Source organism: Bacillus sp. M13(2017) (genome assembly GCF_002218325.1).
Classification (GTDB): domain Bacteria; phylum Bacillota; class Bacilli; order Bacillales; family Bacillaceae_G; genus Bacillus_A; species Bacillus_A thuringiensis_K.
In genome coordinates this window covers 483,797-500,471 of record NZ_KZ268501.1, presented here as the reverse complement: position 1 = coordinate 500,471, position 16,675 = coordinate 483,797, and the positions used below count along the sequence as shown (strand labels likewise).

The following is a 16,675-nucleotide window of genomic DNA, read 5'->3' as shown; positions in this document are numbered from 1 at the left end:
GGATGTTTTTATAACAGGCTTTTTCAAGTGTCTATTCTATAGGGTACATTTACCAGTGGTTCTTCTCTTTATTATTTCATTAAGTAACATTAGCATTACATTCTGTATGGTTTCTTAAAAAATTTCAGTAAGAGAATATCTTAATTTTGAAGTGTACAAATAGGGAGAGTGACTTCAACTATAGTCCCCTTATTCATTTCACTCTCAATAAATATCTTTCCCTGATGTGTTTCAATGATTTTATAACAGATCATTAACCCTAAGCCAATCCCCTCTTCTTTAATACTATAAAAAGGTTCTCCGAGGTATGGTATACGTTCTTTTGGAATCCCACACCCTTCGTCGATAAAACGAATGCTTACTTGATTATTATCAAGTATATTTAATTGAATGAGAATTTCTCCTCCCATCGGCATAGATTCAATTGCATTTTTTAATATATTAACAAATACTTGTTTTAATTGATTTCCTTCACATGAAATCAATGGAATACCAGGGTTAAGATCGATTCTAAATTTTATATTATGCATCATTGCTTGAGGTTGTAGTAGCATTAAAACTTGATCCATTAGCACACTAATGTCATTATGTTGTATTTTTACCACCTGTGGTTTGGCTACCGCCATAAATTCAGTTGTAATGCTCTCTATACGCTCAATCTCTGATGATACTATATTAATATAACCCTGATTATTCTCATTTTCTGTTGATTTTAGTAATTGCATGAACCCTTTCATTGCAGTTAATGGATTATTAATCTCATGAGCCATTGCAGTCGCTAATTGTCCTACAACAGCAAGTTTTTCAGATTTTCGTAATAATTCTTCTGTTTTTAGCCGTTCAGTGATATCACGAGAAATACTTAGGAAAACCTTTTTACCATTTAAGTTAAAAACACGAACACTAAACTCAGTTGTTATTACTTTTCCTGTTGGAAAAACATATCCATCTTGCAAAGTGAAGGAAGTTTGTCCCTTTTTAATTTTTTCTAATAGCCTTACGATCATTTGAGAATCTTGTGGTACTATATTTGAAAATGATAATGAGAGCAACTCTTCTCTACTATATCCAAATCTTCTACACCCAACAGGGTTCACCTCAATAAATCGACTTGGAGCATTATCTTCATTCAGCTCTACTACATATACCGCATCAGTTGCTTGTTCGATTAGTGCACGGTACTTCATTTCACTATCTCTTAATTGCCGGTGTAATCGATGCCGTTCTCTTTCTGCTTGTTTTCTTTCAGAGATGTCTCTACATATTGCTGATAAAGCTATCACATTTCCTCTTACATCTAGTATAGGAGAAACTGTCAGACTAACATCAAGAAGACTCCCATCGCTCCTTTGTCTAACAGTTTCTAATTTAGTAAACACAGATTCACCTGTTAGAATTTCCTGAATATTTTTGAGCGATTCTTCCATTAAAAAATCTGGTACACAAGGTAATCTCTTACCTATGATTTCTTGTGATGACCACCCAAATATCTTTTCATAAGCTTTATTGGCTTGTAAAATATGCCCTTCTCGATCAGAAATGGTAATAGCATCTAGATTGTGCTTTATAAATGATTCCAATAATTCTTTGGTAGCGCTTAATTCTGATTCTACCTTTTTCCTTTCGGTTATATCAACTGTAGAACCAACAACTTCAATAACTTGTCCATTTCGTTTAATTGGCCTAAGCGCAATAAGAATAATAGTTTTATCATTTGGCCAAGGTAATTCAAATATAATTTCTTTTCCTTCCCATGCCTGAAGATAGTACTTCATCAATTGTGGAACTAAATATGGAGGAACAATAGAAGCATCAATAGTACGTAAGCTTTTTCCTACCACCTGTTCAGAATAAAATCCGTTTTGATAATAAAACTGTCCATCACATAAAGTGTGTATAAAGTGCTTATCCACTTTTTTAAATTTAAAAATTCCTCCTTGAAGCTCATGTACGGTATCTGCAAGTTCTTGCTTCGATTTTTTTAATTCTCGATTCATTTTAGATAAGTCCTGTGTTAAATAATACAATCTCTGGTAGGCTTCCATAAGGAATAGCCCAATTAAAAGTCCTAACGCTATATATAATAGGCCTCCTGTGTAAAGTAATGTAGTATTAAATAATACGCCAACTAACCACTTTATTCCAATAAAAACAGAAAAATATAACGATGCACTTTTAAAAGGACGTAGTTTTTTAAAATAAGTTTTAAAGGTAGAAAATAGAATCCCCATACCTAAATAAGCAATCACAGGAGGTTCCCAATACCCTCCAGTGTAAAAGATACGCATTACAATTATGCTAATTAACGTAATCCAACCAGCAATACGACCAAAGTAAATAAAAGATAGAATAAGAGGAACAACTCGAAGATCGTAGGAAAATCCCATGTATGGAAAAGAAAAGAACATTAACGTAACTGCAATAATCCCTCCATAGAGCTTTTCGAAATATCGACTAGAATTAATTGTAAACACTTGAATAAATATTGCTGCGCTAACTAATAAAGAAAAAATAGAAAGGTTGATGAAATAATCTTTAATAATCATGTAATGTCCCTCCTTGAATTAAGTGTATTCGACAAAAAAGCTAAAAATCCTACAAATTGTATAAACAGTTCAAATGCATAAATTTTAAACTAGGATAAAATCTGGAAAAGTAAATAAGGAGCACAGCAGATGAGATATTTTAATGAAAAATAGTTCAAAAAAGATAATAGTAACCGTTGACTACTATTATCTTTTTTCTTTAAGTTATCGTAATACGTATGAAACTCTAAGGGACGTGGTATGTCATTTCATCAAACAATGATTATATGCTGAGTCATGAATATAGAAACTTCAACAGTAATTTTTGAAAAATAACATAAAAAACAAAACTATCTTTGAAAATGGAAAAAATCTATATAAATGTCAACTAATCTATGTACAAAAACGTTCACTTAATTTTGCATAAAGTCACTCCACTTAGGAAGCTAAGTAGTTCTTCAAGGTCGATAAGAACACCTGTAGATGCTTCAGGATAACTACATAATTGTATGAGTAATGTACTTGAAACATTTCGGTAAAACCATACACATAATACAACTAACTCCTTGGTTCAATATTTACTTTTTCGCTGAACAAATTCTTTTTCTTGAGCAAAATATTCTAGGATATAAGGAGATTTTTCAATTAACTTGGTGTCTAGTTTATTCTCCAGCTCCAATTACTTCCTTACTTTCAGATTCAGTTCATTATATTTTGTACTTTGTCTTTATACACAACATATTCCTTACCATCCACTACTGCTACTACCGCAAATTCATCATTTGGATTGAATGAAAGCCAATCAGCCCACATGTTAGTATTAGCCCCTCCACTCCACATATTATGAACAGTGTTTTTAGTTAAATTCATAACTTTATAAGACGCATTTGGCGCATTTGTTCCAGTCTTTATTTCAAAAGTGTATGCGTTATGAATTTTTTTATAAAAGTAGAAAACGTTTGATGGACGAAGCTGATTCAAAAAATCCTGTTCTTTTTTCTCTGCAATTTTTATCCCTTCTTGCAAAGTGACAACATCTGTTTTTAATGTTTTCCAACTGTTTTTCGCTGCATTCAAGCTATGGGTTAAGAATTTATATTTATTTTGATCAGCTTTTTGATCAGCTTTACTAATATGTCCCAGTACACCCGAATATTGAGAATCTAAATCCTCCCATTGCGTAGACATATAAGTAAGAGCAGTGATAGCACTATCAAGCATACTATGCATATCACTAATATTATGAAACGCAACTCCAACTACACGATTCAATGTTATTTTATAATCTACAGTCTGACGCAATTTTGCTAATTCAGGTTCTAGCCAACCTAACTTACCTCTTGCATCACCTATCATTATGCCACCAGCAATCAAGGTTGGAATAAAGGGGATTTTCACCATGTCTAATCCCTTAGATTCTATGTCTTTCTGATATTTTACTTGTCCTAAAAGGTCCTCTAGACGCTTTTGGTCAGCCTCCACATCAGCACCTTGGTTTTTTAAAATCGATTGCAATGTCTCTTTATGACTTCCAAATGTTCTAACATCTTCTCCAATAGCATTTTTTAATTGAATTAATTCTTCTATTAATGCTTTTGCAGACTTTTGATTTTGTTGAATTCCTCCTTGTAAATCTGTAATCCCTTTTTTTAAAGTATCTCCATTTCCAGTATTGATCGCCTCTACTAATGTTTCATAATGATTTTCAAATTTTGTATCGTATTCTATAATGCCTGTCAATGTATCAAAAAGATGTTTTTTTACTTGTGTATTCCATGTCACAGCATGTGCTCTTGCATTCTTTTGATCTTGTACAATTTTACTAGGTAAATCTGCATTTCCATTAATAGTTATTCCTTCAAAACTCACATCTGGATTATTAATTAGCAAATAAGAATATTCATTCATAGCTTTTGCAAATAAACCAGCATCTTGCAAAGCTTTTTTCATCTGTTCTTCATTTGCTGAAAGAGACATATTTTCAGTGTTCGTTTGTTCAATTTCAATTGCAAAAGTTTCTAGTGGTATGACTGCATAAGTAGTTGTTATAGTTAAAAACGCTGATACAGCGAGTAGTTTATTAGGGATTTTTTTCATCATTTCGTATTCCTCCTATATAGGGTATGGTTTCAAGTTCTAATCTTATTAAAAAGCGATGTCTTTCAAAATAAGTTCTACCTCTTTTATCAGTATCGTTTGAACTTTCTTTAGCAGTCTTCAAATCATTAAGTATTAAAGAAAATGTATATAATCAGCTTCAAATTAACCGATTCTGTTGCAAATTTAAAAAAAGCAATTAAACTACAAGGTTATTCTTTTATTAGAATCATACTTATATATAATTGAAAGGCGAAGTCTTTAATGAGACTCCGCCTTTCTGTTATATAAGGATTTATCAATTATTACTTTTCTGTTTAACAGTGTAATCATAGACTTTCTATGTTTTAGTTCACTTTACAACAGAATTAATATTTCCCTATTTTTGTGGAGTAACAGTTTCCACTTTTAATTCCTTTATTCCTTCTTTTAATGTAACTGCATCTGTTCGTAATGTTTTCCAACTGTCTTTCGCTGCATTTAAATTAGGTTTTAAGAATTTAAATTTATTTTGATCGGCTTTTTGAGCTGCATTCTCAATATGCCCTAGAACGCCCGAATATTGAGAATCTAAATCATGCCACTGCGTGGACATATAAGTAAGAGCGTTAATAGCATCATCAAGCGCCTTGTGCATTTCATTAATATTACTGTAAGCAACTCCAACTACACGATTTAAGGTTACTTTATAATCCACGGTCTGACGTAATTCTGCTAATAAAGGCTCTAACTTACCTAAATTATCCCTTGCTACTCCCACTATAATACCGCCAATTATTGGTAGACCCAAAATAGCACCCTTCATTACATTAAACCCATCAGATTCTAATTGTTTATAATAGTTTACTGATCCTAATACTTCTTCTAGACGCTTTTGATCGGCATCAACATCTGCACCTTGATTTTTTAAAATTGACTGCAAGAGCTCTTTATTACTTCCAAATGCTCTAACATCGTGTCCAATAGAGTCTCTTAATTTAGTTAATTCTTCTATTAGTTGTTGTGCATACTTTTGATTTTGTTGAATTTCACCTCGCAAATCTGTAATCCCTTCTTTTAAAGTTTCTCCATCCCCTGTATTAATCGCCTCTACCATTGTTTCATAATAATTGTCAAATGTTGTATCGTATTCAACAATACCATTCAATGTATCTAAAAGCTGTTTTTTTACTTTCGTATCCCAAGTAACAGCATGTGCCCTTGCATTCTTTTGATCTTGCACGATTCTACCAGGTAAATCTACATATCCATTAATGGTAATTCCCTCAAAATTCACATCCGGATTTTTAATTAACATATAAGAATAGGCATTCATAGATTTTGCAAATAATCCAGCCTTTTGCAAGGTCTCTTTCATTCTCGCTTCATTTGCAGAAAGAGCCGTATCTTCATTGTTCGTTTGTTCAATTTCACTTGCAAAAGTTGTTACTGGTGAAACTACATTTGCGGTTGTAATAGTTAATAGCGTCGATACAGCGAGTAATTTGTAAGGGATTTTTTTTATCATTTCATTTTCCTCCAATTTAGGTTTTAAATTTCAGTTCTACTCCTGTTTAAAAGCAATATCTTTTGAAATGAATTCTGCATCTTTATGAATATCATTCCAACTTTCTTTAGCGGCTTTTAAATCATCTGGTATTAAAGAGAATTTGTGGTCTTGCATAGAATCGATATTATCCAGTAAATCTGTATAATTTGCGCCCATTGTATTCCATTGCTTTTGAATATTTGTTAGAGACAATATCGCTTGATCTACAGTCTGATATAGATATGCCAATGTTTCTTTCGCGTTAGTAAGCGAAAGAACTGCTTGATTAGCACGATCTGCTTTCATACTTAATTCTCCGATTTTGTTAGAAATTTCATTATAGGAGTCCATATGCTTAGATGCTGTGACACCAGCCGCAGTTCCTAGACCGATACCAGCTGCACCAAGAGCCGAGAGTCCACCAACAACAGCCGGTGTTGCTGTACCGCCAGTTACAACAATAACTACCGCTCCTCCAATAGCTGCAATAACTAAAATAGCTGCTCCCAATCCACCACCAATTGACCATGCTAATACATCATCAAAATGTTTTTTCTGAGTAGAACGAAGTTGCTCAATTTCAGCTTGAAGTTGTGGAATCGTTGCCTGTTGACCTGCTAATATTGCAGTTAATCCACCTTTCCCATCTGGACCACCAACATTATTTTTAAAATCTGTAGAATTTTGATATAGTTTCCCTTTGAAGTCTTGTAGCATCTTAATCACATCTGTAACTTCTTTTGAATTTGTATTGATTGTAGTAATTAAATCATTTATACCCTCTTTTAGACCTGCCTTATCTTTCTTTTGTACAGTTTCTACTAATGTGTCGTAATAATTTTGAAATTGTTCATCGTAATTTACAATATTACGAGCAGTTTTTTGAATCTGTGGCTTCGCTGTATCTAACCAGTAATTTGCATTGATTCGTGACAGCTCTTGATTAAGGTGAATATTTTTGAGCAACTCTCCCCCCTCTGAGCCTAAATCGATATTAGATAAATTTACATTTGGTTGCTTAATCATTGTTTTTGCGTATAAATCCATTACTAGAATATGAGACCCTGTTTCAGCTAATGCTTTCTTCAGTCCTTCGGGGCCTAATGCATAATTGCCTACTTTTTGTTCTTGAGCGGTCGTTTCTTGTGCAAATGCATGAATAGTGTTACCGGTAGTAGCAGTTATAACAGTTGCTAATGTAGCTAAAGTTAGTACTTTGAATGGAAATTTTTTCATGACTATTCTCCTTCTTTCGCTAAATACTTATACTCTTTATAGATTTCCAAAAACGTAATATCAAAATTTATATACTTGCTCTTCAAGGTAACTTATTACATTTTTTAATTGTCTTAATGTATCTTTTTGAGACTGCTCGTTAGTTGTATCAACATTAGTAGATAATTTTGTAATGCTATTTTTTATTAGATTTAAATCTTCTTTATAGCGCTTTAGTAGATCAAGTTCTAAATCTACTTGATTTGCAAACGTATGCAAATCATTTTGTGTAAGAAGAAGCATTGATTTTTGTAAATCAGCTATTGATAATTTCGTTGTTAAATCATATATTTTTTGATTTTGTTTCTCTAAATCATCTAAATATGCTCGCTGTTCTGCTGTTAATTTATTTACTTCAGCAAAAACGCCAAATGTTTTCTTAATCTTTTCGGTATCAATGACCTTCATCAGGTCATACTCTTGTGTTTTTGCTGCGGCTGCGGCTGTTATTTCACCTTGTTTGCTTTTCTCAATTGCTTCACGAGCTGCTCTTTTTGCTGATTCAATCTCTAGAGCAGTTTTACCTTGCTCTGTTGCTTCTTGCACTGCTTTTTTCTCAGCTTCTAGAATAGAGTTTTTAATTTCTTTTCCTTTGTTATACGCTGCCACCCCTGCTTGCGCAGCTGGTTCAATAATTTCTTTTGAAAGACTATAAACTTCTTTGAATATAGCAAATCCCTGTTCATTTAAAGCCCCTGGTATTAATGCAATTTGCTGTAAATCATTTTGAATTGCTTTTTTGGTATTTAATATTTCATTTTTTAACTGATCTATTTTTCCTGTTCCATCTGTACTTAGTATGCCTTGCGCAGTTGCCACATTAGTATCAAAATCTTTTAATTTTTTATCAAGCTGTAATTTAAGATCTGTTAATTCATTGATTTGTCGTTGCGCATTTTCTTGATTCGTCATAGCCATTTCTTGAAGTACTTCAAGTCTATCCGAAAACCCTTCTCTATCTTCTTTATTGTCTACAAACGATTTTAATGCCGGGTAATAACTATTAAATTTTGTTACAAACCCTTTACTTTTTGAATTTAATAGAATTAACTGTGGATAGAGTTCCGATGACCATTCCTTCATATCTTGTTTGATTAGGAATTGATTGGTATTTAAAGCTGGGACTTCCTCTAGCTGTACATTAGGACTCATTAAAGATTGATCAATATACGTTTGGATTAATTTAGATTGCGCACCTAATTTTCGTAATGAAGAGGAAATATCCATGCCTTCCTGTTGAGTTTCCGCTTGAACGATTGGTGTTGCGAGAGTATTGATAGGAATAGTTGCTCCAGTTACAATGGATGTGACTAATAATCCTGTCATTATTTTAGTTTTCATTCCGTACACTCCTTTACCATTGTTTTTATAACTTAATTCATATAACTTGTACGACCGCTCTCTTTGTAAACTGGATAAGAAGGAGAAATCTTTCAGATACGTTAATATCGTTGTTTTTTACTTCTAATAGGATGTAAGGATTTTATTTATCTCTCATTTCGATACTCTATTTTTTTAAATATAAATAACAAAAATTTATTAACTATATTTGAATCAGGCACCTTATGAGTAGTAAATTATTAATTCTTTCCTAAAGTTGCGGTTTAACTTACAGAATCGTGAGGATCAATAAACCAATGCTTACAGTTAATCTTGTCATAACATTGTTTAATTTTAATTTGATAATATCCCTCTTAGTTTTGTCAGCAAACTCCTTACTAGACAACAAAAGGTGAAATTATACTGTACATTGCTTATACTTTTATTGCGGAATAACTTCACTTTTGTTATGCAGAAACTTAGAACACGTTTATTACCAATTTGATTCTTGACCTCTTGTAAATAAATTTACTATTCAGAAAATTATCAAAGACATAATGTTACTTATAACTTCACTATAATTCCTATTAGCGTAACCTTCTCCTTTCTGTCTGGTCATACCAGTTATGTTGTTCATTAAAACATTAAATTTTCAATGCGTAAATAGAAAAATTTTGTCGATTATGCTCGATAATTTACTGTTAAATAAAAATATGAACCAAAAAAAATTATATAAATATAGTTATTCGTAAATTTCATTTCTGTAATTGTAATGATTACAAATTAATGTGTATACGGTTAAAAATAACTATTTTAGCTCAACCAAGAAATTTTATTTTAGAAAAAATACTTATAGAATAATATAATAGGTTTTTTTATACTTTTTTTCCTTTATTTAGTTATGTATAATTGCATAAAATGTAGATATATTTAGTAATATATGTTATATTGTTGATTTTTTTAAAAAACATCCTGATATCATCATTATTAAATATCTAATATGAAGATATTAATCTATAAACTTATCTTCGTTATAAACGTAGGTTCTAAATTACAAAAAAGCTGCAAAGCCTCCTTGAAACACTTTGCAGCCTTCTATCTTTTTGTTTCCTTTAGCAAAATAATGGTTAGTGAATTTTTATTTTTTAGGATACTTATACCCATGTTTAAGTCTTTACATTGGAGACAGCAGATAACAAGCTTATATTACTGTATATTTTTCACGGTACTGCCTAGGAGTCATACTAGTATTTTTTTTGAAAACTCTTATAAAATAACTTTGGTCATTAAAATTAAGCCAAGCACAGATATCTGATAAAGAATAAGTAGTAAGTGTTAATAATTTTTTTGCTTCTTCCACTCGTTCCCTTTGAATATATTCGCTGAAAGTGATTCCCATTTCTTTTTTAAATAGTTTAGACAGATAAGTAGGCGTAATTTCTAATTGATTAGCAAGTTCATTCAGAGATATTCCATCGTAAACATTTTTATTAATATGTTTTATACATGTAGTAACCGCGTAAGAATACTTTTTTGCATTGTATTCTTTCACACGATCTGCAAAGGTACGTAAAGCGTCCCCTGACAATCGCTTTACAGATTCTACATTATCTAATTGTTCTAGGGTTTGTATATATAAAATACTATGAGCAAAAGCAATATCTGGTGGCAGGTTTCCTTCTATTGCATATCGAGTGGCTAAGGTAATCGCAATAATTCCAAGGTTTTTTTGATTCCTGAGCGGATCCTCTATTAGCATAAGTTCAACATCTTCTTGCGAAACCGCATACATATACTGTATTAACTTTTTTTTATTTCCTTCTTTAATAGTCGAAAAGAAATCATTTACTAATGCCATATTGTGCGTTTTAGGTTTGTTTTGTCGGCGTTTTAAAATATATAAATCAGGTTTCACATTTTTATTAGGAATTTCCTCTAGTACTCTATTTTTTTCCAAGACAATATCTACATCTAACTTTTCATTGAAAATCATGTAATGTAATAAAATTCCCATATCAATTAATGTAGTTTTTTTAATCTCAGATAAACACTGATAATAGGCAAGTCTTTCTTGAATGTTATCATTTGATTTAAATTCTTTCTGAAATTTTATGATCATATCATCTGAATCTTTTGGATGTATAGTAGGACCGATTATAATAGTCCCTTTAATATCATCATGATTTTCTATATGAATTAGAACAAAATTTTCAAGATAGTTGTTACTTCGGAAAAGTGGCAAGTTAAAGGGATCGTTTTCTTGATAAATATCACTAAGATGTTCTTCTTTTGAAGAATAAAAAGGACTACAAACATTATCAGATGTAGAATGATATAAAATTTTTCTGTCTGCAGATAAAATATGTACAGGGGCATTAAATGCTTTATGTGCAAGATCACACAAGTGTTGTATATCGATAGAAGTATTCATTACATTCTCCTTTATAGATCCATAAAATATATTCTGTTAGATATAATTCATGACAAATAATACTATAAAATATCAAATTAGTACAATTCACAACAAAATATTACTATATCTTTTTTATAAAAATCATATATTATTTAATTGTAGTTAGCATCTAAATATCAGAGTAGATAAGTAAATGAAATACACTAAGTTCTTTTCTTAATTCTACAAGATATAATTATTGAACTTGAGAAAACAGTGAAGTACTACAAAATACAGTGGTAGTCAATGCGAGGACCAAGCTGGAAAAAGGTTTAAAATGCAGCGAAAGTTACAGGAGATACTGTACCACCGCAAGAAATAACAGTCAAAGTTCCAATTCAATCATTTATACAAATTGAATTCAAAAAATAAATACTGCTAATTTAAATGTGAAACTGAAAAACTATTTTGCTCCAAATTTTAGAAAAAGATAATAAAGAAGTTGTGAAATTGGAAACAGATGAAAGCGATACGGCTATTTTTGAAGCACTATGCTTTGAAAAATACAAGGTAGAGGAAATTCAAGTACTCAATTAAACATTTAATTGAGAGAAAGGTCTTTTCATCAACTAAAAATAAAAAACGAATGGAATATTCAAAAAATGACACTATATTACTGGTCGTAACATTAGTTTTACTTTCCACAAAAGAGGAAAAAATATATAGACTTTACAAATACTAAGAATAGCAAACTAGCTAGTTTTATTACCGTATCACATAAAGTGAAACTTTAATCAGTGGGGGTTTTGTTCATCCCCCACTGATTATTAGCCCATACCAATCGGGGTCTTACTGCCCGGCAAATAGCGGGATAAACTTATTATTAATTTCCAAATACAATAGTTGTTAATCAACAAAAAACTTCAATAATTAAGGTACACAGTAAATTGATCTCAAAACAGTAATTACTACAGTATCAGTTTTTACTTATTCTATAAAAAAAGAAATATCACTTAATAATTATTATTTTATATCGATTTAGACATAAAACATTTTATTATATCAGCTTAAGTATTATAGAATTAAAATTGCAAATAACACCAAAATACTTTTAAGGGCTCATACATCGTTCATACCGAATTTATCACCTTTAGATACCTATGTCATTAACATAACTAAAAAAGATTGTTACAAAGGAATCTGAGAGGTCTTTTCAATTTCGAAATTTGTTTTTTGTAAATTAAAGGAAAATAATCCGTATATATACGGATTATTTTCTTAGTGTAATCTATATTGACCTGTTAACTATTTTTCAGCCATTCGAACTAAGCGTTTTGTAATCTCTCCACCGATCCGAACCATTTGCAGATGATGTGATGTATCAGGTCCCAGTGTGACTCCTAGTTCAAAAGCAATTTCATACTTCATTTGCTCAATAGTACTTGTAGTAGCAGAAATAAGAATTTCATTTGTATTACTTTCGTATCTTTGAATATTTATAAATAACATGTGCCTAATTATGCTATTTACGCATGAGTAACCTAATTTCTTCTAGTACTTTTATGGGAACCCTTTCCCTCCCCTTATTCTACCAATTGAATTTGAAACACAAATGTACATTGCATTTCAATATAACAATAAAAGCTACAAAAGCAACGAATTTACTACTTTAAAGTTAAGTGTTTAACCTTGAAGTACTTAAATTCTTTTTTCCAGATAAAGCATACATTATATCTTGATGCTTTATTGTCCTCTTATAATTATGTGGTATCGGAAATTTGTTTCGGTGTTCTTTCATTATAATTAAAGTTTGAAGTTCTATGCTCAATACTTTTGCGAGAACATGATAGTTATATCCATTGTTTAACAGAGAAATTATGTCATAAAACATAGTTTTTCCGCCTACTAATTTTACTAATCTATTCTTTAACTCATTCCTTTTTTCTTTAGCTTCATCCATTTCTAACAACATGGATTTTTTATTTGTTTGCTTAATGTATTGAGTATATAACTCTGGGAATTCTTTTTGGACTTCTTTGTTTAATACTGGTTTATATTTAATCATATAAGTAACTTGTAACAATGAGCGTTTTAACAAACTATCTTCAATAAGATACGCTACTTTATTAAATAAATGTACATATTCCTTAATATTGGAATAACTATTAAAATGAGCTAATACTCTACTTTTTATACTAAAAGCCTTACCTATATAAATAATATTGTCATTATAATCTCTAATAAAATAAATACCACTGTCATCTTTTTCTAATTCATTATCCAGTTCTTCTAGACTCATAAAATGCAATTCACTCATACTTTCCTCTCCTTATTAGTTTTAAATCATGAAAAACAGGCAAGGTTTCTAAAAAAGGCACTCAGCTGTCCTAGGATTTTTCATTTTATTTCTTGCTAAATATCAAAAAACTGCTTCTATGTTACTCAACTATCAATATGATTATTAATACAATTTTCTCTCGTTATTATCTCGCAATTTTATCATGTAATTTCGAGATCGTTTCCTCATTTAAATTACTGTGTTTTATCGAATAAAAGAAATATATGACTGCCCCAATAGTAATCCAAATACTAAAGTACATCCATGTTCTTAACGGTAAATTTAGCATTAAAAACACACAACAAACAATTGAAACGCTTGGTAATACAGGTACAAAAGGTACCATAAATCCACGTTTTAAATTTGGGTGTGATTTACGGAGAATAATAACTGATAGACAAACTAACGCAAACGTCACCAAACTACCGATATTAACTAAATTAACCAATTCTTTCAAATCAATAAACCCAGCTATTATAGAACTCCCTATTCCTGACAATCCAGTTATAAAAGTGGGTGCTCCAGTTTTCTTATTAACTTTCGCAAATGATTTCGGTAACAATCCATCACGACTCATTGCAAAGAAAACTCGTGTTGCCGCATACATATTTGAAAAAATAACAGCCATAAGGCCAATTACAGCACCTGCAGCAATTGCACCAGCGACTTTTCCTTGTCCTACCACTTCCATTACATAAGCCATTGCCTCAGGAACATTTAATTCTTTATAGGAAACCATTCCTGTCATAACAATGCATACCATAACATAAATAATTGTACATATGATTAATGATGCAATAATACCGATGGGAAGATTACGTTTCGGATCTTTTACTTCTTCTGCTGAAGTTGCTAATATATCAAAACCCGTGAAAGCGAATAAAATAGCTGCTCCACCCGTAAAAACCCCACTTAAACCGTATGGTGCAATTGGTACCCAGTTCATTGGTTTTACATAGAATATACCAACTGTAATAAACAATAAAATCATACCAATTTTAATCAATACCATTATATTATTGATTCGTTTACTTTCCCTCGTACCACGGGATAACATCCATGCTAATATCAATGTAATGATTACTGCTGGTAGATTTACAATACCACCATGTGAAGGGATCGTTACTAGAGCTTTAGGTATCTCTAATCCAAATCCTTTTATTAAATTGTGGAAATAGCCTGTCCATCCAGCAGCGACAGCCGCTGTTGCCACGATATATATTAACAGTAAAGACCAACCTACTAGATGAGCAACAAACTCACCAATTGTTGCATATGAGTACGTATATACACTACCAGATGCCGGGAGTGTGGAAGCAATTTCTGCGTAACATAATGCTATAAATCCGCATATAATTGCTGCAAGTACAAATGAAAAAATAACTGCTGGACCAGCATCTCTTGCTGCTACTAATCCAGTTAACACAAGAACGCCCGTTCCAATTATTGAGCCTACCCCTAACATAATTAAATCAAATGCTCCTAATGTTTTCGTTAAGGTCTTGCTTTGATTATGCTCTAACAATTGTGTAACGGATTTCTTTTTTAATAACTTACTCATATTCTCTGTATCCCCTTTAAAATAAGGTTTGCTCTTCTCATTATTGTTGTATATAAATTTACTTAGTTATTACATAGTCTTATAATATTTCTTTTACGTTAAATAAATTTGTAACATTCTATTTTTTCTCTTTCCTCCACTGTTCAACAAACATCAGCTATAATGTGTTATAACTCATTCAATTTACCTCCAAAGATATAAATAAAAGATTTTGTCATTCCAAAGAGATAATTAGTTTTGTATGTTCGATAATGGTATGATAAACAAAAATAATTTATTTATTTAATTGAGTTTCACTAGAACTTAAGTTATTTTTCTTCCGTAATACACTAACAATATACCCACATACACCGCCTATAATAGCCGGAACCCCCCACCCTAAACCTACACTATATAAAGGAAGAAAATGTTCAAGAAAATTATGTATTATTTCACTTTCTATTCCAGCAGCTTTTAATCCATCTAACGAACTAAAAATAAATGTCAATATCAAACTCCCTTGATATACTTCAAATCTACCATTGAATACAGAGTGTAAAAATATTAGGAATATTAAGGTAATAGCAATTGGATACATAGTTATTAATACAGGGATTGAAATCTTAATTAATTGTGTTAACCCTATATTCGCAACTAGTGTACTGAAAACAGACAAAATAATAGCAAGTTTTTTGTAAGAAATTTTTGGAAATAATTTATGAAAAAAAGAAGAACAAGCAGTGATAAGTCCTACGCTTGTAATTAAACATGCTACTATAATCATTACACCTAAGAAAATTGCACCATACGAACCAAAGTAATAGTCCGAAACTTTTTCTAAAACTTCAGCCCCATTATTTAAACGACCTAGTTTTTCTACACTAGAAGCGCCCATATAGGAAAGGGCAGTATAAATAAGAGCTAAGAGTGTAGCAGCAATAGCCGTTGCTTTTACACAAACAATCATAAGCTGCTTTTTAGTCGTAGCCCCTTTTTCTCTAATTGCATTCACGATAATGATTCCGAAAACAAAAGCTCCAAGGGCATCTAATGTTAAATATCCTTCTTGAAAACCTTTAAAAAATGAATCTGATGCATACAATTCAATAGGCGCTTAAATTCTTCCAATTGGATGAATAAAAGTCACAACTACGAGCATCCCAATAACAGTCAATTTGATAGGAGTCAAAATTTTCCCAACTATGTCAATAATCTTTGTAGGATTAAGGGATAACAAGCATGTAACTGTAAAAAATAAGATTGTAAATACAGTTAAGGCAACAGGACCTGCATCATGTGATAAAAAAGGTTTAATTCCAATTTCAAACGATACATTACCAGATCTAGGGATGGCGTAAAAGGGGCCAATCGCTAGATAGAGAACGGTCGTAAATACAATACCAAACACCGGATGCACACGACTAGCTAAAGATTGCAAATCATTTTCACCTGAAAAAACAAATGCTGTTATTGCTAACAATGGTAAACCAACTCCAGTAACTAAAAAGCCTGCATTGGCTATCCATACATTATTTCCAGCCATTTGACCAAGCATAGGTGGAAAAATTAAATTTCCTGCCCCAAAAAACAATGCAAACACCATCAATCCTATAATAATGATAAAGGAAGTAGGAACTTTATTTGACATAACAACTCCTCC

General features: G+C 31.4%; 10 protein-coding genes and 2 pseudogenes. 1 reads left to right on the top strand and 11 read right to left on the bottom strand.

The features are described from left to right. Positions 1–140: 140 nt before the first annotated feature. The 7 genes and pseudogenes from CGQ22_RS08815 to CGQ22_RS08790 all read right to left on the bottom strand — a co-directional run bounded on the left by CGQ22_RS08815 (position 141) and on the right by CGQ22_RS08790 (position 11,176). Positions 141–2,546, bottom strand: a complete 2,406-nt coding sequence (locus tag CGQ22_RS08815; protein ID WP_089148569.1) for a PAS domain S-box protein — start codon at positions 2,544–2,546, stop codon at positions 141–143. Between the two features lie 430 nt (positions 2,547–2,976). Continuing rightward, positions 2,977–3,204: pseudogene (locus CGQ22_RS32395) on the bottom strand (hypothetical protein); the annotation flags it as partial. A 20-nt stretch (positions 3,205–3,224) separates the two neighbouring features. After that, positions 3,225–4,625, bottom strand: coding sequence for a hemolysin BL regulatory component HblB (gene hblB / locus CGQ22_RS08810; RefSeq protein WP_089148568.1), 1,401 nt, complete (start codon positions 4,623–4,625; stop codon positions 3,225–3,227). 376 nt (positions 4,626–5,001) lie between these two features. Further along, positions 5,002–6,129 carry a hemolysin BL binding component B gene (gene hblA / locus CGQ22_RS08805; RefSeq protein WP_001968418.1) on the bottom strand — a complete coding sequence of 376 codons (1,128 nt, stop codon included), beginning with the start codon at positions 6,127–6,129 and terminating at the stop codon, positions 5,002–5,004. A gap of 36 nt (positions 6,130–6,165) precedes the next feature. Continuing rightward, on the bottom strand, positions 6,166–7,386 hold the full coding sequence (gene hblD, locus CGQ22_RS08800; RefSeq protein ID WP_000714435.1) for a hemolytic enterotoxin HBL lytic component L1: 1,221 nt from the start codon (positions 7,384–7,386) through the stop codon (positions 6,166–6,168). Positions 7,387–7,446: 60 nt separating this feature from the next. After that, the gene (hblC, locus tag CGQ22_RS08795; protein WP_089148567.1) at positions 7,447–8,766 is read right to left on the bottom strand and encodes a hemolytic enterotoxin HBL lytic component L2; all 1,320 of its coding nucleotides are present in this window, start codon (positions 8,764–8,766) and stop codon (positions 7,447–7,449) included. A gap of 1,180 nt (positions 8,767–9,946) precedes the next feature. Beyond that, positions 9,947–11,176, bottom strand: a complete 1,230-nt coding sequence (locus CGQ22_RS08790; RefSeq protein WP_001097908.1) for a helix-turn-helix domain-containing protein — start codon at positions 11,174–11,176, stop codon at positions 9,947–9,949. 429 nt (positions 11,177–11,605) lie between these two features. Here CGQ22_RS08790 and CGQ22_RS08780 point away from each other — a divergent pair, with 429 nt between their 5' ends. After that, positions 11,606–11,734 (top strand): hypothetical protein, encoded by a 129-nt coding sequence (locus CGQ22_RS08780; RefSeq protein ID WP_000939299.1) that lies wholly within the window; start codon positions 11,606–11,608, stop codon positions 11,732–11,734. A 708-nt stretch (positions 11,735–12,442) separates the two neighbouring features. Here the strand turns inward: CGQ22_RS08780 and CGQ22_RS08775 are convergent. The 4 genes and pseudogenes from CGQ22_RS08775 to brnQ5 form a co-directional block, all read right to left on the bottom strand. Beyond that, complete coding sequence (locus CGQ22_RS08775; RefSeq protein WP_000897402.1) at positions 12,443–12,646, bottom strand: alpha/beta-type small acid-soluble spore protein; 204 nt, start codon at positions 12,644–12,646, stop codon at positions 12,443–12,445. Positions 12,647–12,812: 166 nt separating this feature from the next. Then, positions 12,813–13,454: a GIY-YIG nuclease family protein gene (locus CGQ22_RS08770; RefSeq protein WP_001292181.1), complete on the bottom strand. Its 642-nt coding sequence runs from the start codon at positions 13,452–13,454 to the stop codon at positions 12,813–12,815. A gap of 166 nt (positions 13,455–13,620) precedes the next feature. Beyond that, positions 13,621–15,036, bottom strand: coding sequence for an amino acid permease (locus CGQ22_RS08765; protein ID WP_000040553.1), 1,416 nt, complete (start codon positions 15,034–15,036; stop codon positions 13,621–13,623). Positions 15,037–15,310: 274 nt separating this feature from the next. Continuing rightward, positions 15,311–16,663 (bottom strand): annotated as a pseudogene (gene brnQ5 / locus CGQ22_RS08760) (branched-chain amino acid transport system II carrier protein BrnQ5). Positions 16,664–16,675: the final 12 nt, after the last annotated feature.

Excerpts from the sequence above, each read along its gene's own strand:
- CGQ22_RS08815 (WP_089148569.1), bottom strand. The coding sequence starts at position 2,546 with ATGATTATTAAAGATTATTTCATCAACCTTTCTATTTTTTCTTTATTA.
- hblB (WP_089148568.1), bottom strand. The coding sequence starts at position 4,625 with ATGATGAAAAAAATCCCTAATAAACTACTCGCTGTATCAGCGTTTTTA.
- hblA (WP_001968418.1), bottom strand. The coding sequence starts at position 6,129 with ATGATAAAAAAAATCCCTTACAAATTACTCGCTGTATCGACGCTATTA.
- hblD (WP_000714435.1), bottom strand. The coding sequence starts at position 7,386 with ATGAAAAAATTTCCATTCAAAGTACTAACTTTAGCTACATTAGCAACT.
- hblC (WP_089148567.1), bottom strand. The coding sequence starts at position 8,766 with ATGAAAACTAAAATAATGACAGGATTATTAGTCACATCCATTGTAACT.
- CGQ22_RS08790 (WP_001097908.1), bottom strand. The coding sequence starts at position 11,176 with ATGAATACTTCTATCGATATACAACACTTGTGTGATCTTGCACATAAA.
- CGQ22_RS08775 (WP_000897402.1), bottom strand. The coding sequence starts at position 12,646 with ATGTTATTTATAAATATTCAAAGATACGAAAGTAATACAAATGAAATT.
- CGQ22_RS08770 (WP_001292181.1), bottom strand. The coding sequence starts at position 13,454 with ATGAGTGAATTGCATTTTATGAGTCTAGAAGAACTGGATAATGAATTA.
- CGQ22_RS08765 (WP_000040553.1), bottom strand. The coding sequence starts at position 15,036 with ATGAGTAAGTTATTAAAAAAGAAATCCGTTACACAATTGTTAGAGCAT.